At 52.0% G+C, this 20,549-nt stretch carries 12 protein-coding genes and 1 tRNA gene; 4 read left to right on the plus strand and 9 right to left on the minus strand.

The annotated features are described in order from the left end of the window. Positions 1-76 precede the first annotated feature (76 nt). From DKK75_RS07440 to DKK75_RS07470, 7 genes are all read right to left on the minus strand, one after another. Positions 77-808 (minus strand): ABC transporter permease, encoded by a 732-nt coding sequence (locus tag DKK75_RS07440; protein ID WP_110452777.1) that lies wholly within the window; start codon positions 806-808, stop codon positions 77-79. Beyond that, positions 805-1,713, minus strand: a complete 909-nt coding sequence (locus tag DKK75_RS07445; protein WP_110452778.1) for an ABC transporter ATP-binding protein — start codon at positions 1,711-1,713, stop codon at positions 805-807. Before DKK75_RS07445 ends, DKK75_RS07440 begins: the two co-directional genes overlap by 4 nt. Before the next feature lie 980 nt (positions 1,714-2,693). Next, positions 2,694-3,257, minus strand: coding sequence for a GNAT family N-acetyltransferase (locus DKK75_RS07450; protein WP_110452779.1), 564 nt, complete (start codon positions 3,255-3,257; stop codon positions 2,694-2,696). Between the two features lie 297 nt (positions 3,258-3,554). Next, positions 3,555-4,229 (minus strand): response regulator, encoded by a 675-nt coding sequence (locus DKK75_RS07455; RefSeq protein WP_110452780.1) that lies wholly within the window; start codon positions 4,227-4,229, stop codon positions 3,555-3,557. Beyond that, entirely contained in the window at positions 4,222-5,487 is a 1,266-nt protein-coding gene (locus DKK75_RS07460) for a sensor histidine kinase (protein WP_110452781.1), read from the minus strand. The genes DKK75_RS07455 and DKK75_RS07460 overlap by 8 nt, the downstream gene beginning before the upstream one ends. A 37-nt stretch (positions 5,488-5,524) precedes the next feature. After that, positions 5,525-6,946, minus strand: a complete 1,422-nt coding sequence (locus tag DKK75_RS07465; protein WP_110452782.1) for an FtsX-like permease family protein — start codon at positions 6,944-6,946, stop codon at positions 5,525-5,527. Next, entirely contained in the window at positions 6,946-7,683 is a 738-nt protein-coding gene (locus tag DKK75_RS07470; RefSeq protein ID WP_110452783.1) for an ABC transporter ATP-binding protein, read from the minus strand. The genes DKK75_RS07465 and DKK75_RS07470 overlap by 1 nt, the downstream gene beginning before the upstream one ends. Before the next feature lie 497 nt (positions 7,684-8,180). Between DKK75_RS07470 and DKK75_RS07475 the strand changes: the two genes are divergently transcribed. The 4 genes from DKK75_RS07475 (at position 8,181) to DKK75_RS08085 (ending at position 15,746) form a co-directional block, all read left to right on the plus strand. Further along, positions 8,181-8,253: transfer RNA gene (locus tag DKK75_RS07475), tRNA-Lys, on the plus strand. Positions 8,254-9,666: 1,413 nt separating this feature from the next. Further along, positions 9,667-10,635, plus strand: a complete 969-nt coding sequence (locus DKK75_RS07480; protein ID WP_181414503.1) for an SIR2 family protein — start codon at positions 9,667-9,669, stop codon at positions 10,633-10,635. A gap of 2 nt (positions 10,636-10,637) precedes the next feature. Next, complete coding sequence (locus DKK75_RS07485; RefSeq protein WP_110452785.1) at positions 10,638-12,605, plus strand: ATP-binding protein; 1,968 nt, start codon at positions 10,638-10,640, stop codon at positions 12,603-12,605. Between the two features lie 1,788 nt (positions 12,606-14,393). Continuing rightward, the gene (locus DKK75_RS08085; RefSeq protein ID WP_181414504.1) at positions 14,394-15,746 is read left to right on the plus strand and encodes a hypothetical protein; all 1,353 of its coding nucleotides are present in this window, start codon (positions 14,394-14,396) and stop codon (positions 15,744-15,746) included. Here the strand turns inward: DKK75_RS08085 and DKK75_RS07510 are convergent. Together DKK75_RS07510 and DKK75_RS07515 are read right to left on the minus strand one after the other, a co-directional pair. Then, a complete protein-coding gene (locus tag DKK75_RS07510; protein ID WP_110452790.1) occupies positions 15,738-16,592 on the minus strand; it encodes a hypothetical protein in 855 nt (284 codons plus the stop codon). The genes DKK75_RS08085 and DKK75_RS07510 overlap by 9 nt on opposite strands. Before the next feature lie 76 nt (positions 16,593-16,668). After that, complete coding sequence (locus DKK75_RS07515; RefSeq protein ID WP_110452791.1) at positions 16,669-20,505, minus strand: DEAD/DEAH box helicase; 3,837 nt, start codon at positions 20,503-20,505, stop codon at positions 16,669-16,671. Positions 20,506-20,549 lie beyond the last annotated feature (44 nt).

A 20,549-nucleotide genomic window follows, 5' to 3' on the forward strand; every position in this document is an offset into this window, starting at 1 on the left:
ATCTCTCTTACCGCCAACCCCGAAATCAGAAAACCTCCTGGGACGGCAGTGACACGAACACCCTCATCAGACATAATCATTTCCAGCGGAAACCATATATGGAAACAAGACCTAGGGTTATGCAGCCCACGGCCAGGTATAGGATCCCGAGCCAGGCATGAGGCCAGGTGCCCGATCCGATCAGCATCATCGATAAGGCCTCTCTCATGTGATATAGGGGCGTATACGGTGCAATGGCCTGCATCCAGGACGGCAACATATTGACAGGCATCATGGCTCCGCCGATGAAGCCCAAGGGCAGAATAATGATGTTCGCAAGGATGGATACCCCTGCGATGGAGTAAATTAGCATGGCGATAATGACACCCAGGAAAAAGAACAAGAGGTAGCCAAGGATCAGGGGAAGCAGTCCTGACAAAAACGTCGGTTTCAGCGACATCCCCATGATCATCCCCAGAATGACAAGCACTACAGCCTGTGCCAGGAGGACGACAATGCCTACTACAGTCTGGGAAAGGATAATCACATTCGAGGATAGAGGAAAATTGCGAACCGTCTGAAGCATGCCATTCTCACGCCAGAGAGCAAGGTGCGAAGCGCCTGCAAAAATACCCACGTAGGCCGCGCCGAATGCAATGACGTTGGCGCTGATTTGACTGGCAATATCAACTCCAGGAACCAAGCTCTTAAAAGACAGGACCAGGGCCAATAACAAGGCTATCGGGAAGAGAAAGGTGAAAACCAGAGTGGACCAGTCACGAATATCGTAATGGAGCATCAACTTGAATAGAGTTTTGAAGCTGTTCATTTGACGTTCCCCTTTTCGAGAAGGCGCAGGTAGACATCCTCAAGACGCCCATCCTTGACTTGCGCCTGGCTGGTATTGATCCCGGAATCAACCAATTTCGCAAAGGTAACTCCAGTATTTTGAGTGCGCACTGTCAGACCGTCGGACGTGGCTTTCACGTAGTCAGCTCCCACGAGATGGGCTACTTGATCGGCCTGATCCAAGGCATTTGGAAGAAGAATGGTCGATTCCATCTCTGCTTGCGCAATAAGCTTGCTGGGACTGGCTGTTACGAGAATATGCTTATCCGCCAAGATCGAGACTACGCTGCACAACCGCTCCGCCTCATCCAGATGGTGGGTGGTATAAAGAACCGTGGCGGCCAATTGCTGACTCGACTTGAGCAGGCTCACAAGGTCATGGCGTGACTCAGGGTCGAGGGCGGCAGTGGGCTCATCCAGAAAGAGCAGGCGAGGATGATGGACGACAGCCGTGGCGATAGCCAGTCTCTGCTGTTCACCGCCGGACAATGATTCAACCTTGTTGGATGCCACATGTTCCAGTTTCAGCGCATCAATCAGATCGCCCACACGTGACCGGGGCACCTGGTAGATGTCCGCCACTGCAGTAAGGTGCTCAAGGAGCGTCGTTTTGGGGAAGAAGGACGACTGCTGGGGCTGGATGCCTATTTGGCGGAGCAAGGCCAGGTTTCGCGGATAGGGCGCCTTGCCCAGAACAGATACCGTTCCCTCAGTCGGTTTTTGCAGTCCCTGCAAAACGGTGAACAGCGTTGTCTTTCCTGCGCCATTTGGCCCGATGACCCCATGAAAGGCCCCTTCTTCAACCTCCAGTGAGAGATGGGAGAGAATCGTTTTATTCTTTATTCGAACAGTAAGATTCGATACGCTCGCTTCAATATTGCCCATTCCAGAGCCTTTCAGCGTCAATACTCATGGGGTAAAGCACAGACAGTGCCGTCTATTGTTGCCTGTCTCTTCATAACTATTTGCATTTGCTGGATCGGAGCAGATAGAAGACATGAATCCAAATGCCGACCCACTATATTCCAGGTAATTTTCGACTCCGACGGTCTTAGCCATGAGACCATCTGCTTCAACTGCATTAGACGATTAATTCATATTCTTTCCTCACACATGAGCCCAGAATTCAGGCATTTCTTTAATAAAGTACAAGCCGGATCGGACATAAAACTGCTACCGTCCTACAAATTATGGCATACAAGAACAGGAACTGACAAACACTGATTCCACTCAGAAGTTACCAACAGCCGGAACAGCTGTAGTCTCCATTTATCAAGCAAGGGGCAGCCAGGGGCATCTACTTGGTTTCAATTGGCACTTTGACAAGAGAAGCCATACCTGTATCAGCCAACAAAAGATATTGAGAAAGTGGGTGATTGCCCCCTAGCTCATGCTCACTAACCGAGAGATCGCTGGAACCTACTAATTCACCCCCTTTCGCATATTAGCTATCTCAAATCATGCCGGTCTTTTTCGTACGCAGTCAGTGTCTTATCACCATGAAGATAATCATTATCAGCCAAGCTGCTGGGTACGTGCATAAACCCCAGAACTGCGAACCGGTGACAAACGATATGACATGCGCACGAATTAACACCAATGCGAAAAACTGTCAGCAATGACTAGTGGCTTATCGAATGGTTTCCATGTCGAAGCTGTATATCTCATGGCGGTTCCTTTGCCGTCGTACATAATGCACGGAATGCGCACAAAAACAAAATATACACTAACCGGCATTCGCTCAAAATAAACTTAAAATAAGTTCGCATTCTGGATGCACATATACGTCTTAGCCAAAAAATCAATGCAGAGAGCCTAGCCAGGAAGCAATTACATGAAAGCTGCTTTTGCATCCAAGATTGCGTTTACCGATCTGTTCGTTCCGTAGGCAAATCAATCCAATACCGTTCTACTGGCTGACCAGATCTGCGAGGGAGCACATTCTCCAGTTGCCCGCCCCGCGAGAGGATGGTCTGGCGACTGGCCAGATTCGACGGGGAACAAGTAATCAGGACCCTGCTCATGCCCAGAGTGGCAGCCCGTCGAAGACATTCATCCAGCATCAGCCCGGCATAGCCCCGCCGGCGACAATCCGGACGAACTGAATAGCCGATGTTGCCGCCCATGCGCAGAAGCGCCTCCGTAAGTCGTAGCCTCAGCTGGATCATTCCCACCAGTTTGCCGCTGGGCGCAAGGGCGGCGAACTGCAGGGCGGGCACAAATCCCGACGGCAGATCATCGCCACGCGCCTGACGAGCCACCTCGGGCAGACCTGACCGACGAACTTCATCCAGGCTGTGGCAGTCCTCCAGGGGGCCGAGACCAGCCGCTTCATCCTGAGGCTGAGAACGGCAGGCCTGCAGATATTCCCAGATCATTTCGGCATCGACTGCCCCCGGCTGGTCCACCCTCACCAGACGGATTCCCATGATCCACCTCTTCTGTCGAGTGCTTGGCCACCCCTTTGTGCTTCAGCTTACAAGAGCAGCATTCAACGGAACTGGGGTTTCCAAAGTGAACAAGCGCCACAGGGACATCGCGCGCATGGGCGAATAGTCGGAACTCAATACAGCAAGAATCACAATGTTCAATAAGGTTCTTCCAAACTTAAGTTCTGGTCTTTAGTTCCCAGCTTCAGCTTCATCAGGTCAACGAAGGCGTCACTCCGAAATCTATCGTTCTTCTGCTTTTCTTCTCGCGATGCCCCGAATGGCTGGTCAGGACCGTCAGTCAGACATTCCGGCTTGGAACCATATGATGACAATTTGTGTACGGTCCCGCAGTCCAGTCTTGTCAAGTATGCGGCTTACGTAGCGCCGGACGGAGGTAGTTTCGAGAGTGAGGCGCTGGGCTATTTCCTGGTTAGAGAGCCCTTGAGCGATGAGCCCGGCTATCTCGTACTCCCTTGGGGTCAGCTTGTCCAGCTGCTGCTTGGCCTGCGGATCATTGACCTCATGCCGGGCATAGGCTCTGTCGCGGTTGATGAGCTCTGCTGTGACACGGGGGGTGAGCACCGCGTCCCCATCGGCCACTGCGTGAATGGCTCGGTGCAGGTCTCTCGTGGATACGTCCTTGAGAAGAAAACCATAAGCTCCTGCATGCAGTCCCGTGAAGGCATAATCGTCTTCGTCATAGGTGGTCAGGATCAGCGTGCGAATGTCGGGGAACTCCTTGGCGATGACCACGGTGGCGCTGATGCCGTCCATCACCGGCATGCGAACGTCCATCAGGATCACCCGAGGCAACTGCTGGGCGGCTGCTTGCATCTCTCGCAGCATGGTCACTGCCTCCTGACCGTTGGAGGCTTGTCTGACGACCTGTAGATCGTGGTCGGCCTCGATCATACGCACCAACCCCTTGCGGAGGAGCGCAAGGTCGTCGACCAGCATCAGGTCAATCATCGGCATTGCCCTCTTTCTCGCTGGTGCCAGGCAAGACGGCTTCTACAGCCCATCCCCCATTCTTGCCCGGTCCGCAACTCAGACTCCCTCCCATCAGTTGGCATTGCTTGCCAATCTGCTTGAGGCCCACTCCTTGATGATCATGAATAGCCGGTTGCTGATCGCCCAAGGCTGGCCCATGCCCATGCCCATGCCCATCGTCGTGGATGCTGATGCGGAGGGTTCCGTCCTGCTCATAATCACGAGAGATGACGATGGTGCTCGGGGCTGAGGCGTGCCGGAGCGTGTTGGTGATGGCCTCCCTGCTGATGATGAAGCAGAGGTTGTCCTGTCTGGGATCGTGCCGCTGATGCCCTGTTTCGGTAGACACGACAGCCAGACCAGCTGCGCGGGCATGGGCGATTACGGTGTCGAGTTCGTCGAGCGTGTGCAGCCTGGAACCAAACCTGCGCCCATCATCATCGGACTCTTGAGGGAGCGACTCATGTTCTTGGACAAGGGTATGGACGGCTTGTCGGGTGTCGGCCAATCCATCCCTGGCCACCTGATTGATGTCCTTAAGCACCTCTTGCAGCTCTTCGATCTCAACCGAGTCAGCAAATCCCTGGGTCAGGGCGATGATCGTGGTGAGGTCGTGGCCCACGCTGTCGTGCAACTCCCCTGCCACCTGGGCGCGCGATATAGCCTGATCCCTTTGCCTGGCAAGCATCTCAGAGCGGATGCGCTCCTGCTCCTCACGCTGCTGCGTCTCGCGCCGAATCCGGTAGGACCTCACAGCTATGGCAGCGGCCGCGACCGCCATGATGACAGCCATCCGGGCAGTCCATTCCAGAAAGAGCATGCGCCCGGCGTGCATGCTGACAGTGACCAGACTGACGGCCGCGACTGCCTCACCTACGCCTGCCGCAATCCTGGGTGCTGACGATAAACAGACGCAGAAATAGAGAGCGCCTACCAGGGGTATTAGGAAGCTATCGTCCGAGGTGGCAAATGACAGGCTGAGGTATAGCAGGGTCTCCATGGTCGTGATGAGCAGGGGAAATTGTCTGCTCCAGTACAGCAGGCAGGAACACAGGAGTCCGATCAGACCGATGGCCGTCTTCCAAACGCGCAAAGGAATGTTCTCGGCCCAGATTGGAGGGAACGTGGGGGCGCTGACATAGAGAAGCGTATAAATCAGGCTCAGCAGAGGCATGACGAATCTGGTCAAGCGTTGATTGCTCAGCAGCTCGAATAGGTTGGTTGCCATGCCCTTCATCGCGCCCCCTCACGCCGCATGCCCAGGATCCCCAGGTTCATTCGCCAGTGTACTGTGCTATCACACCGGCAGGGGAACGACCTGCTGATTTGCGCACCGTGACCCACGAAGCCAGTGATGCCGCCGAGGTCAGAAGCAGGTAGACCAGCGCCCAGTGAGCCCAAGGTATGCCGATGCTGGCAGCGCCAAAGACCTTGCGGAATCCGACAGCGTAGGCCATGACGGGCAGGATGCTGGAGGTGAAGGATATCAATACGGCGGTAGTCGCCATGATGAACCCCTCGAGAGCGGACATGATTTCAAGTTGGTTCGGATCCGCGCCAGCGATAGAGATGAGGGACAGATCCAGGCTTCGACCGTGGGCTGAGATCAGGTATCCGGCGCATACTCCAGCCAGCGTAACGACAAGTGCGGGGCCCAAGAGCGTAATGAACATGGAGAAATCAGAGCTGCTGACATCCAGGTTGGGAGGCAGCAGGCGACTGGAATCGGCGCTGGTCTGATAGAAGGAATCAGTCATCATCAGCAATGAAACCCCCACAATAAGAGGTATGACCGTGGAGCTGAGACTGCGCATGCGGGCACTGGCTTGCCGACAAGCAACCAGCCATGAAGGCTGGCGAAGAGCGATAAGCCTGGTCCAGCCGCTGGTGACCGTGCCCAGCAGAGAGGGACCCGCCAAGCAGATTGCGGCCAGCAGGAGCATGAAACCGAAAGTGCTGCCCATGGCGATAGGCAGGATGGGTGCCGCGGTGTGCAAACGGACCAGTTGCTCATCAGGAATGGTCCGCGCTTGCATAATCGGCATCAGCATGATTGCCAATGCTGCCAGCAGAAACAAGGCAGCGGCGATACGACGAGCCAAACCTGCTGTTTTTGGAGGAATGTTTGCAGCACGCAGAGATTCCACCGGACTGATTCTGCTGATGGTCCGGATGGTCAGCAGCGTGCCGATCAAGGCCACCACTACTCCGCATGAGGTTCCTGCTGTCCAGGAAGCCAGCTGGTGGCTGGCGATAAAAGGCTGCCTGCCGATCAGGAACTGTGAGGTCTCCCAGGCGTAGAGGGGACGGGCCAGCAGCAAAGAAGCCGCCAGCGAGACTACACTGGCCGCGAGCGCCAAGATGAACACCCGCAGACAGGTCAGTGAGGTCAACTGCCAGGGCGTGGCACCTTGCAGGGCTAGGAGGGCGAGGTTGTGTCTGCGCTGGTTGATCACCGACGAAACTACTTGCAGAACGATCAATACTGCGGCAACGAGAAGTGCTGCGAAGGGGATCATCAAGTTTTGGTAGGCAGTGCGACCTTGCTCGGTCATGCCGGGAAGATCGCCCAGGGCCTTGGCTGAAGAGAGCATCATGGCAAGCAGGCCGACCATGGTTTGCGAGGCGATCAGTACGAGCACTACGCCAGACCAGGCCAAGGGGGCATCCTTGAAATCTCGCAGAAGAAGTCGCATCAGATGCCCGCTTTCGGCACAGGAACCTTGTCGGCTGTGGCTATACGACCGTCGCACAGATGCACGAGAGTATTGCAGCGGGAGGCGACTTCAGGACTGTGGGTGACCATGATCACTGCGTGGCCCGGTCGATCGGCGAAGGCGGCGAACTCATTGACGACCGCATTGCCAGTCTCCTGGTCAAGGGCGCCAGTAGGCTCATCGGCGAAGATGATATCGGGATCTGAAAGCAGCACGCGGGCCAGAGCCACACGCTGCTGCTCGCCCCCTGACAGGAGGCTCACATTGGCCTTGAGCAGCCCCCTGATGCCCAATCTGTCCAGCAGCTTGGCCGCCCGATCCTCCGGCCAGCGGGTCTTGCGCAGAATAAAGGGCAGCTTGAGGTTGTCCTCCACACTCATCGAAGGCACCAGATTATAGGACTGGAAAACGAAGCCCAGGTGCACACGCCGGAATCGCGCTGACGCCGCAGGACCCATGGCAGAGATGCGCCGACCCAGGACTTCCACCTGGCCCGAGCTGACTGGTTCGAGACCTGCCAGACAGTAAAGCAGAGTTGACTTGCCGCTACCCGATGGCCCTACAATTCCGGTCATAGCTCTCCAAGATGCAGTGAATTCCACGTTGTCCAGGAGAGTGATGGTCTCCCCCTTCCTAGGCGAAACCTGCTTGCACAGGCCGGATGCATGGATGGGGAAGGGCTCGTCCAGGCCGGAAGGATTGGCCGTATGCTTCATAGCAGTATCCAGCGCTCACAAACGGGTGAATACCGGTATGAGCCTGTGACGCTCTGCACACGCGGCGATGCGTATTGAGCCGGATGTTTCATCGGAGCTCCCTCCCTCAGCGCACTTGCGAGGACAAAAGATCGCCTCGCAGAGATGATTCTTTCAATCCGAGTACGGGGAATCAACGTCGGCCGCCAGTTCGCCATCTGTAGATGACAAAACAACGACCAGCCAACGCCTAACGGGGAGGAATGCCTCTCAACAGCCTTGGCAGAAGCTCTGGCATACAGGTTCGTTTATTGTCCGGCAGGGATCCCGTCGCACAAGTTCAGTGCTTGACCACCACCCGCCCTCCACGCATCTCAACCTTCCTAAGCGGGCGGAAGGATAACATTTCATGCTGAGATTCTTCATCGATCTGTACAGGTTTTCAGTGAGGCTTCGCCTGAGAACCGGCTTGCCGCGAACTGGAAAAATCCAAAACAAACATGTAGTGTTGAGCTGTTGCCCCTCTGGCTCAATGGTTAGAGCAGCGTCCTTTTAAGTCGTGGGTTGTGGGTTCGAGTCCCACGGGGGGCACTTTTTCTGCTGGCTTGCATTTGGTGGCTCAGCGATAGGTAGGAACTATCAGCACAAGCATGGTTCAGAGCTGTTCTTGGGAGCAGACTCTATGAAATAAGAGAAGCTCTGTTCCGTGACCAGTAAGATAATCCCGAGCGTTATAAAGATCCTGGAATTTTGGCAACACAATGTTTGATAGATGCTGAGATTGTAGATAAAACATATACAGCGGCAAAATTCAATGAGCCAGCTCAAATTCTGCAGACTCATAATAACAATGCTCAGGGCACTCTTCAAGAAATTTTCGGCTTCCCTGTAGCAGGTAAGCAAGTATCACAGGCGCGGTATTCGTCTTTCTTTGGAGGCCAGTCCATTATCATAAGTGATGGGGCCGATAATCCATGAAAAATCTTTTATATTTCAAAAAATCACGTGGTAGGCTCATCTCTGCGCTCTTATTGTTATCTGCTGTCATTGTTCTAATAGTAAGGCGTTGACGGCGATCGCATTGTCGGGTCTAGTCGTGGACGTGTCAGTCGGCCCCGCCGGTGCAAGGAAGATTACGGCCATGAACGCGCTGCGCCGCGCATAGGAGACAGAGCACGGCAGAGGCTCAGTGGCCAGGCTCAACCCCTCAGCGGCCGCGACGCAGGTGCTCGCCAAACGGCAAACTCTCATTGAGCAACGCGCCGCCACGCTCCTGACAAGGCCATCGCAAATCGTGAGCCTTGAACTACCCAACTCGGTCCCAAACCCACCGAGACAAAACGGCAAGCAACATGGCTCAAAGCTGCACATACCATCGTCGCCTACCGCGATCGCTACCACATCATCGACAGCCAGCACCCCCTCGGACCAGAGTCAAAAGACTGGGCCATAAAGCAAAAGATCAATGCAGCGCGCATACGAACAGTGCTGGATACAACACGAAGCAATGTGCTGGTTACAAATTCCATTCCGCATGTTCGTAGGGATACCCAGACTATGACGCGCACAGGCAGAAACCTGTGATAGGAAGAAGGGTATTGACCAATATTCAAAACCCCAAAACACAGGTCAACGAGAACTGTTAGACCTGTTGCGAACACGCAGCTGTCTAAGTATGGTACCTAAGTTCCAGAATCGAGAAGATCAATGGCAACTTAGCAAGCAACTAAGAAAGAAGCAACGTGTTTCTCGACTTCGAACATTGGCTACTTTTATCCCACTTGCGGCTCTATCTTTAGCATCTGATATCGAAGTAAAATAACCGTATCATCGAGTTTTAAAATCTTGCATGCGAGAGAAGAGCAAATGTCTGGCAATAATACATCCAACGATGGTGAGTATCCCGCCCCGCACCTAGATATCCGACAGCTACGAAAGCTATGTTATAGCAAACGACTGAACTTCCTTCTTGGAGCAGGGGCGTCACAACCAGCCATACCAACCTTGACAGATGGGCAGGAGCCAAAAGAACTTATCGACCAAATACGCCAAGTCTCTTGTAATCTTGCCGCCGGGTCGGTCTCGGCTGGTGAGGAAATGGACACTCTAGGGGCATACGTCAGGTTCATATCAATGATCATTTCCATTCTCAGTATGTCCAATTCGAGGGCTGTGCCAAGATCCGCGAACATCTTTACTACGAACTACGACCTTTTCATTGAAGCTGCCATGGACCAAGTTATGCAGGAGAACTATGGTGTCATTTTCAACGATGGTGCGAACGGCTATTTTAGGCGGTATATCAACACTTTCAACTACGACCGATCCACGGCACTCAGGGGTCAGTTCGACAATTACAATCACGAAACCCCGACGATCAGACTCATCAAACCACATGGATCCATTAATTGGAGACAATCCAAAGCGGACAAAGATCAAGAGCTCATCGAGGTGCTCAGCCAGCCCGTAGAGAATCCTTTTCTTGTTCTGCCTGATGCAAATGAGTCGGAGCATACGATGGAGAGCCGCCACTTCTTCGAGATGCTTCGGTTGTTCAACATCGAATTGGATAAACCGCAGTCGATACTGTTCGTCATAGGCTTCTCCTTCCAAGACAAGCACATCAAGGGCATGGTACAGAGGGCTTTGCAAAATCCTGGACTTCAGGTGTGCATCTTCGCCTACTCTGATGAGACATCTAAACCGGACACTGGCAATGCGAGAAAAGACATCCTAAACAATCTCGGAACGATATCGAATTCGAACCTGTTGATTCTCTCACCTAAAGACGTGGCCAATTGTGTGATCAATCTTGGAAAGCATGACCCGCCTCACGCAGACTCCAAGGCTACAGAAAACAAGTCGGATGGCATACGACTAAACCTAAAGACCGTGACAAGACTGCTCATGCCCAACAATGCCGACAGCTTTCCCATACTGGCACAAGCAGACAGTGGGATAGGGAGCAAATAGATATGAGTGAGGCGAACTATGCCATTGGTGTTGTCATATCTGTTGACGGAGACCAGACACTGATAGGCACGTATGATCTCATCAATGACGATGAGATCATCCACAACGGTCAAATCCTCTACGGACCGCGACTCGGAGCGTACGTCACGGTCAGGCAGAACGACGTCAAACTCATTGCGAAGATCACCTCGGAAAAGGTCATTGATCAGCAGAACACCATCAGAAGCAACGAATTCGACAATAGATACAGCAAGAACTCCATCAATCGTCTCATCAGCGTCAAAATGCTTGGAGCGATCGAGGATAATCAATTCATCGTCACCAGCTCATACGCCCCGATGGTAGGCAACGAAGCCTACATCACCACCCAGGCGGAGCTGTCCGCGATCTATGCCATCGGACGAAATACAGACAGCATCGCCATCGGCACAGCCTTGCTCGAACGCTCCAAAGTGCTTATCCCCATCAATGCGTTCTTCGCCGGACACATCGGCATATTCGGCAACACCGGCAGCGGCAAATCAAATACTCTGCACGCGCTCTATTATAAGCTGCTGCACAGCAAATATCGCGAAGGCATTCTGAAAAAGAGCAGGTTCACCGTCATCGATTTCAACGGCGAATACCGGAGCGAAGGCATCTTCGGATTCCCTAAGAATCATATAGAACGCTACGACGTGGACACGCGATCACAAGAAGGAATGGCCAAGAAGGTCGAAGTCTCCGAGGATTACATCATCAACCCAGATGTACTTATCATGCTGTTCGAAGCGAAACCAGGAGTGCAAGCGCCTTTTATTAGACGATCTCTGAACGTGTTCGAAGAAGTGAAGGAACCAGAGCCCTTCATGAAACTTTGTATGGGACTGCTGCAAAAGATAATCTTAACGGGCAACGCCCCCAATGATGATGCACTAGGTGATTGGGTGGAAGTCACAGAAAACTATTGCGGTGCCGGCTGCCTTTCCCAGCTCAGAGAATTGAGACACTACACTAACGGCAGCTCAACAATACAAGATTCCTCTGGCCGCAGTATATGGTTCAACTCCCAAGATCAGACAATCAGCGACGAAGGCAAGAAGCTGCTGGGCTGGGAGGGGATAAGCTCTGCTATTCAAAACACATATAAAAGCTTGAGCATTCTTGATAAATTGCACATGTTCTTCCGCTACCAGAGAGTGTATTCCACTGCTTGGAATGGCACCGATCCACAATATTTGGGTCCCATGTTTTCACGGATCAAGACCAGACTTGAATCATTGAATAAAGTAGTTGACATTGTTCCAGCCGCTCAGATGGGGAATGCATACCAAAGTGGGAAGTCTTTGACGATCTATTCCTTTGTCCATGCAAATCAAGAGATCAAGCGCATCCTCCCCATGCTGATCGCGAACATGATTTATGACGAACAAAAAAAGGAACAGTCAGACACCGAGTCGATCACCAAAACATCGCATCTCATTATCGATGAGGCGCACAACATACTTAGTGACATCCAACGTGATGATGGCGACAACTGGCAGAACCACCGATTGGATTCCTTCGAGGAAATCATCAAAGAAGGCCGAAAATTCGGCTTCTACCTCACTATCGCATCACAACGTCCAGCTGACATATCATCAACCATTCTTTCCCAAATACATAACTACATCATCCATCGACTGGTCAATGACAGAGATTTAAGGTCGCTGGAAAACACTATGCCGACGCTCGATCACTCCTCCCTCATGACCATTCCCTCATTGGGCAAAGGCCAAGCCGTGCTGACCGGAACAGCATTCCCAGTACCGCGCTTCACCCAAGTTGACAGGATTATCAAAGTAGCCCCGGCAAGCGATGACGCCGAGCTCACACGGTTGTGGCGGTCACATGAGAACGATGCCAAACCGGATTCAGTTGCTTCGACGATCACGGTTTCAGGCAGTGATGGTGCTGATCACGTACCGGATGACTCTGACACCAGATTTTAAGAACATGATAAGTCAAAACAAAACGATGAATGGGTACGGTAAGGACAGAGCATTAGCTCTCTTTCAGTCAGAACTCGGCATCATTTTCTCTAAGCGGTCGTCGTCCACTAGTGAGAGAGACAAGGAAAAGTACTGATGAATGAATGCAAGACTGTCTCAACTTGCCTAATCGATTCCCAAAGTCAATATGCCGTAACTGAGTATTAAATTTCTTCCTCAGTCGATCGTCCGGCGAAAACGTTGATTGGGACAAAAATACCGTTATCCCAATCGACGTGATTCCATAGTTTCTTCGTGTTACTCAATCAATAACCGCTATTTTCAAACTGTCCTGGCCGACTGTATCGCGTAAAGTCCTATGAAGCATTGAATTCTATACACATAAGTTAAGACCCTTTGATGCCTAACATATTTTCAAGTGCGTGTGACTGAACATAGAATGTTAGTGATCCGTCCGTTAAAAAGAGTCTTGAACACAAACATTTTCAACAGGCACTGGATGACCCCCGCGGTGCAAGTGAATACGGACGCATAACGGCGGGTCAGGTATTCGACGAGATTGTCGAGGCCGAGGAGAGCCCGGATTTCATCATGAAGATGTCTACCCTTATCGGTGTCAAGCATCCTCACACGGACCCGAGTGGGCATGGGTACAGCAACCAGAGCAGACGCAGCAAACCACCGACCCACTAGTTCGAGCTTAAAAGAGTCAGGAGAGTGCAGGATACGCTCCAGGAGGATGGCAGGCAGATCGACTGGGATGAATCACGAGCAGATTTCCTGAATCGTGGAAAGGCGCAACAAAATCATCTCGGACGATGTGTAAATCCTGTCTGAATCCGATGCACCCCGTCAAATAGGGATCTCAACTTTTTCTCTTCAACACTATCTGAAGAACACGGAATCATATCGAAACAATGTTCTGAATTGCGGTAGCCGCATGTCGCCACGGCATGAGTATGGGGGTCTCGTCTTTTACATCGATATGCAATGCGACTATTCCTTTTTCACCATCAACCAGCCAGGCCGGGTGCCCCGCAAATGCTGTCAGGGCGAACTACCCTATTACTCGAAATCATTCGCTTGATACGTGAAGCGGCCAAGAACGATGTGAGATGGATACTCATCAGTACCTCGATGATGATCACCCACGACATGACCGATCTTCTATTCGACACCACGGATATAGAAACGAGTATGGGCCAGTAGGGATTGAACCAGTGCCTGTGGTTCATCTGCCAGATGCAAAGGGGGAAGTGAACAACGACAATGAAATCGACTTCATCCTCAACAGGAAACAGTATGCCGGCACAAGACGCCGACTACAACGACTCGGCAAAGTGGAGGCATGCAAGGCCATCGACGCAATGGAACACAACCAGACCTTCATCACTTCGCCAGCTGCGCAACTCATGATTAATAGGCATGGAGCCAATCTACTGAAATGCAAATAACCAAGAGTGACTCTCAAACCTAGTGTGATCGACAGGCCAATAGGGCTCATAAGGCACTGAGTGCAGTAAAAGTACCCAGAGATCGATGAAGCCTCTTTCCAAAGCAGAAAATCTTAGAAAGTCCGGGAAGAGCACGGATAAAATCAACCTGAGCCGCCTAGAACGACACCACGGCCGATAGAATATATTGAAAAACATGAGCTCTGAACATGAGGATGGGCAGGATTCCATCCTTCCTCGGTAGAAGGGGCATAAAACAGATTCAGCTCACATAACTGTTTGTGCTAGCAATAGCGCGAATGAGAACAATAGCCCTATCCGATTGGAGATCATTGTGGCCGAACAAAACCTGCTGAATGAGAAGCAGCTGGCTGTTTTGCGGTGGGTCGGTGAAGGGCGACCGAAAGGAGTGTATGAGCATGGGTTCGATCATCGGGTGACGGCGCGCGCATTGGATCGACGTGGGTTGCTATCCGTACAGGGGCATGGTAGATCCTGGCGTGCAAGCCTTACTGATGAAGGACGTTACTACTTGGAACATGGCTCATATCCAACATCCGAAGATTCCGACACTACTGAAACGAAACTGGCTACATCCCTCCCTGCCTACGAGCCACCATACAAGCCTGTTGATGATCTTCTTGATCGTCTTGAGTCTGCGGGCGGCGTACTTCGTTTCGACGCACCAAGTGATGCGGAGCGAATCGGTTATGTTCGTACCGTCAGACAGCTGCGTTTTTCAGGATGTTTGAGCCCTCAACACCTATTCAAAGTGACCGGGACTAAGCGGGGACCGTTGACCATTAAACTCATACGATCTTCAACGCAGGCAGAGATACCGCCCCAGATTCCCGTGCCGGTTGAAGCTGATCGCAATCGACCCGAAATACAAGCGCTCATTGAGCACGCTTCACATCTCATGGTTAATGAGACAACCCGTCCGCGAGCATTGGCACTCGTACAAGGCATTAGTGAAGAATGCGTTCGGCGTGGATGGACGCTGAGTGTGGACAAGAAACCGAGCTTTCTTATCACGGTTGGCCAAGATCACTATCGCTGCAAACTCAGTGAAGAGAGGGTAAAACGCGATGTCTACACGGACGAGGATATGGCTGAATGCAGGTATGAATGGCAACGAGTCAGCCCGACGCGGAAGGAAGTCTGGTCAGGCCGCCTCAAATTGGAGCTCAATCCTGGCTATGATTCCCGATCGTGGGCAGATCGCCAGCGATGGACTCTCGTCTCCAAACTTCCCGAGTTCTTCGACATCATCGAAGAATGGAGCCACGCCGCACAAGATAGACGAAAGAAACTTGAAGCCTATCATGCCAAGCAGGTCAAGGAATGGGAGGAAGCCATTCCCAAGGCCCGCGAGGCCTATTTACTCAAGCTCAATGCTGATCGTGCGAGGCAGCAAGCTGAACAATGGGAGAACGCGGCACGGCTGCGCTCCTATAGTCAAGCGATTCGGCGTCATGCGGAGGAATTCGACGAGCAAGCACAAGAACACGCGCTAGAGTGGGCGACCTGGATCAATGAACATGCAGATCATATCGATCCCCTCAATGACAAATCCCAACTGACCATGAGTGGGTGCATCAAGTTAGGAGCAAAAGAACTGGATGCGTACATGCCTCATGGATGGAGTGTTGAGAACCCTCCCGAACCAAGCACCTGGCTACCGTGATTTGCGAGCTTGCATAATCGGAACGCCGAACCGACGCTGAATATCATCAGCCTGTGTCGTGAGTTTCGCGGTACGTAGAACACGGATCGCGTGAGTCACTAGCTCATCCAGTCGCACTACCTCTTGTCGTAACGCTTTGAGCTCGTCCTGACGCGCGACAGCCTCGGCGCCACACCATTGACGCAACAAGTCACGGCACCGTTTACCATCCGGCTCTTCGAAGTCGCTGGATGCAACTTCTTCCGGTGTAACAAAAATATTTTCGTCTTTATTAAAGTAACTCTTATACCATCGCCCATGCGTTGATTCCAATTGAACTTCTGATTCCTGCTTTTCGACCTCATGCAGCATCTTGTCAGAGAAGAGAGTGCAGGCAGTTCTCACGATAAGCTCAGTGGTCGCCCAGGGCACAATCCACCCATCTTCGTCATCAAACGATTCGGGAGCATCTCTCAGCAAAGACTCATCAAGTTGCAAATATCCAGCGAGACCAGCAACATCCTTTACAGCAGTCACTCCGGTATAGCGATACGCGGGAATAGCCAACTCTTCGTTAATTAGCGTTCTAAAGACTTCATCGATCGCAAACTCTATTGGCCCGCCTTCCAAACCAGGATGAGTATCGACTCTATCCCAGCGAGCCTCTCGAGCCTCGAACTCCACAGCATCTTTCCAGATCACCTTCAAACGAGTAGGTGGAATCCACTCCTGTCTACCCTCAAATTGTTCATCGATAAACCGGACAAGCGTCCGCGGTGGTTTCTGCGTCCCAATCTTGAGAACTTCGACCTCAACCAAGGAGTCAATGTTATGCGCCCGATAACCCCAACGCTCACCAATCTTCATAGACAGCATTATCCCAGACGAGGGATGATGACGTGCTGTATCTAAAGGAATTCTGGCCGCACCTTCCCAGCTCCACTCAGTTTTCTGCGCTCGCCTCCACCGGCAGGTCCTTAGCGATCCTGGACGTATAGGTTCCATTCTTCCAATCAGCGAGGTTGCCGACCACGTAGACACGGCGCTTGGCTCGAGACACAGCGACGTTGAGCAGGTTGGGTGAACCATTAACCCATAAACGAGAGCCTTCTCCACGCCTGCCGGCTCTACTGCCAAGGACGATGAAGACCACATCGGCTTCCCGCCCCTGGGAGGTGTGTACGGTTCCAGCCTGGCTTGATGCCAGCCGATCTGCCTCGCGTCTGTTGCAACCAGTGCATTGCTGCAATGCATCCGCAAAGGTGTCACGCACCCCGTTAGCCACAGCCCTGAACGGAGCGATGACCAGAATATTGGTGGGGTCGATCCCACCCTGGAAGAGCCCGCACAGACGCTTTTGAAGTTCGCGGCCTTCCTGCGGCCTCCATTGCGTTCTCCCGGTTTCGCCGGAATTCGGCGGCACATCGTACCAGCAGGAGGCCGGCAGCTCATCGCCCGCATGAGGCCCGGAAGGATAGGCACATGGCTGATGCTCCGGCCCTACGCGAACCATCCTGCCGGAGTAGGCCATATCGTTGCATATGGAGAACATAGGCTCATCACAGCGCCGGTGTACCACCAGAGGCATCCCCAGCCAGTGGTCATTCGTCTCGTCCAACAGGCCGCAAGGAGTCTGATAATCGACCAAGGCCTGCATGTTTTCGGATTCCAGTCCCAGACGCTGGAGGTGATGGGTGCTCGCCAGAAGTTCACGCATCGGCTTGGGCATGGTATCCACGGGCTGAAGCTGCATAGGATCTCCAACTGCAACCGCATGTTTCACGCGCTGCAGCAGACCGGCAGCAGCCTGGGGCAGGGCCTGTCCGGCCTCATCCACAATCGCCCAGCCGAGCGCCTCCTTGCCTATCCCCGAAAACATTCTGGATATTGATGCAAAGGACGAGGAAACGACCGGGATCACCAGGAAGAAAGTCTGCCAAGCCACCAGCCTCTCGTCATCCGTAAAACCATTCGACTGCATCACAGCGCAAGCCAAGGAAAGATTGCACATGAACTGGTGGGCAGCACCCGTGACGGCCTGCTGATGAAGAGCCAGCGCCTTGATGTAGACCTCCGTCCGCGCCTTGCTCCATTCCGGGTCCATCCACGCAACATGGTCATCGCCAATGTCGGGCCTAGGCCACTGAATCTGCTTGGCCTCAGCAATTTGCCTTTCTACCGTAGTTAGCTGATCGAACAGGTCTGTAGCTTGTTTTTCGCAATTCTCTAAATCTTGTCTCGCATCATCAAGGCTATCCTGCAAAAAAGATAACTCCTGACTGGCAGCATCAACTTCGGCGTCGCAATAACCCCTTTTCTTCCACGCCTTTTCCAGAGTAGTGCGTTTCTTGCGCTCATCCTGTTGTTGTTCTTTCGTTTTTTGGAAAAAATGTTTCAAAGGATGTTCCCGACAAGATGATAGATGATCCTCATAGGCAGTTTCGGCTTGCTCCTGGGCAGCGCATGCAACATCGGCAGCTTGCTTGGCTTTTGACAGCCGCTCTTTTACGGCTGTGATCTGTCTCTCGTACTGCATCTGCTCGACTTTCAAGTCGTGCCACATTATCTTTAATTCATCAAGCTTGGCCGAAAGAGCGGATCGTTGATCACACAGGTCTGAATAAGAACGAACGAGGTTATACTCATACACTTTTTGAGCACGAATGCGCTCTTCTTTCTTCAGAGCATCATTGAATCCTCTTTTGGCTTCTTCCCATCCGTCAATTACACTTGTTCTAGTAGATAAATTCTTCAAAAAATTATATACAAACTCATCCTTGAAAGAGCCCAAGAACCGCTTTTTATTGCGCCTATTACCCAAAACTGCAGATATCAGAGCCCAGGATGAATGGGTATTGGAGGGTTTACTCCCATTATGCTTATCCTGACTGTTGAAGATTAATGTAGCAATGTCCCGGAAGTCGAACCCACGAGGTGCCTGTTTCCACATGCTCTCGATATAGGATTCCCACTCACTGTCTATAGCATCGGCTCTAGGCAGATCTTGGCTGACGTTCTCAACAGCCTTGTTGTTGCTCGAAGCCACAACAATCTCAAAACCAGTCACCGACGGATCAAGCGTCCAATATTCATAACTCTTGCGCCGATCGAAAATATTCGTGGCATAACGTTGCTGTTTGAAAATATCGTCAGGCTGCTGTAATTTCGCCAATCGTTTAGCTCGTGCCACGATAATTTCGGCTACTACATCCTTCAAAAGGGTAGTCTTACCAGTACCGGGGGGCCCATTGACACCCAATAGCGGTGAGCCACAGATTCCTTCTGCAACTGCACGTATTTGATTAATGGCAAACTGCTGCCCAACGGACTGGAACTGATTGGAAGCACTAGGCCATCTTCCAATCGGCATGTTGGAAGGTTTCACAGCACCATCAACGAGAAGACCCTTTGAATCCTCAGCCAAATTGAATCGTCGAGGATGGCTCATCGACAGATAACTCCTGACCGGACGAGAAAAATTGTTTGGTCCGTCGTTGTGGAGCTTTTCCAAATCGTCTAAGAAGAAGGAGTCGATTAACCCGCCATTGAGATATTCCGAATTAGCTTCTAAATGACAATTGACATAATTGTGCATCAGAGGCGATCCGTCTTGCGGGGAGAAAAGAGGAGAACAACTTATACTATGGTCGTCAAGCCTCATCAAGTTTGTCGTCCTACGAATAAGCTCTCTTATGTCATCTTTGGTAACTGGGCGTTTCTCGTGCTTTATCCGCCCCTGTACATCTTTGAGTTCCTTGCACACCGAAGTGTTGAAATACGATTCGATTTCGTTCTCTGCCCCATTGAGTTCGGTAATATCAGGCCACCCAGTCGGACAATCGGGCCAACCTCGATGATTGAACAAGCAAGAAACCGCTTTAGCATATTGAGAGATAGCCAGCGATCCTAAGACCAATCTGCCGTCATCCCCTATGCAAAACTCCATAAGAGAAGCCATGACACCAAGACCGCCTCCGCGCTTGTACTGGCGATGAGCAAGTTCCAGCATTGTCTCGTTTTGAGCTATCTCTTCTACAGATGACAGATTTCGGACAAGCGTAGCTGCAGTCATCAACGCATTCGTGACCACATCCTGGCGGAGTCCGACAGCTATCCGGAAACGTTCATGATGAAGCCACGGGCAATCTATATACGTCTCTAATGTTTTCCGGTTTCGTTTCAGCTTCACCGCCCGCAGGACAGGGGAAGAGACAAACCGGGGGTCATAGTCCTTACAGTAAACAGCGCAGACTACGCCGCGCCGCCGGACTTTTATTGCCAGCTCTCTCACTACCCTCAGAAGACACAAAACCATGGAATCCGTCAGCTTGGTACCTACCGGCAGAGGTTCGTGCTGATCCACTATTCCACGCCATAGCTGATTTGTTTCTTCAAGAAGACCAGTTATGGCCTGTTCGTCGAGTCCCGATTTGAACGCCTGGGACCGTAACCAGCTCTCAGTATCTCCTGCGAATGAGAAGGGTTTGGTCAGCCGGGCGTTCATGTCTGTCTGCAGCCGGTATATTTTCCTGCTCTGCAGGTCGTTATAGAGGTTTGTATATGAACGATGCTCATTGTTAACCGGCCCGATGAGAAGATCAGCATGAATGCCATCCCATGGAAGTCGCTCCTGCTCAGAAACGCTTACCCTTTGGCCGACGTTGCGGGAGGAGGATAAAGCAATGAGCTGGTTATCCCTCCAATTTTGTGGTGAGAACAGTTCAACCGCGCACCAATATGACAAAACATCTATTGCATGCTGTTGCTCATCGTTCCCCATATTTGCCAGTATGCGGATAAGCGGGGACAGGTGCAGGAACAGGT

The organism is Bifidobacterium asteroides, from assembly GCF_003202695.1.
Lineage (GTDB): Bacteria > Actinomycetota > Actinomycetes > Actinomycetales > Bifidobacteriaceae > Bombiscardovia > Bombiscardovia asteroides_G.

Excerpts from the sequence above, each read along its gene's own strand:
- DKK75_RS07440 (WP_110452777.1), bottom strand. The coding sequence starts at position 808 with ATGAACAGCTTCAAAACTCTATTCAAGTTGATGCTCCATTACGATATT.
- DKK75_RS07465 (WP_110452782.1), bottom strand. The coding sequence starts at position 6,946 with ATGCGACTTCTTCTGCGAGATTTCAAGGATGCCCCCTTGGCCTGGTCT.
- DKK75_RS07460 (WP_110452781.1), bottom strand. The coding sequence starts at position 5,487 with ATGAAGGGCATGGCAACCAACCTATTCGAGCTGCTGAGCAATCAACGC.
- DKK75_RS07455 (WP_110452780.1), bottom strand. The coding sequence starts at position 4,229 with ATGATTGACCTGATGCTGGTCGACGACCTTGCGCTCCTCCGCAAGGGG.
- DKK75_RS07445 (WP_110452778.1), bottom strand. The coding sequence starts at position 1,713 with ATGGGCAATATTGAAGCGAGCGTATCGAATCTTACTGTTCGAATAAAG.
- DKK75_RS07485 (WP_110452785.1), top strand. The coding sequence starts at position 10,638 with ATGAGTGAGGCGAACTATGCCATTGGTGTTGTCATATCTGTTGACGGA.
- DKK75_RS07450 (WP_110452779.1), bottom strand. The coding sequence starts at position 3,257 with ATGGGAATCCGTCTGGTGAGGGTGGACCAGCCGGGGGCAGTCGATGCC.
- DKK75_RS07515 (WP_110452791.1), bottom strand. The coding sequence starts at position 20,505 with ATGGGGAACGATGAGCAACAGCATGCAATAGATGTTTTGTCATATTGG.
- DKK75_RS07510 (WP_110452790.1), bottom strand. The coding sequence starts at position 16,592 with ATGAAGATTGGTGAGCGTTGGGGTTATCGGGCGCATAACATTGACTCC.
- DKK75_RS07470 (WP_110452783.1), bottom strand. The coding sequence starts at position 7,683 with ATGAAGCATACGGCCAATCCTTCCGGCCTGGACGAGCCCTTCCCCATC.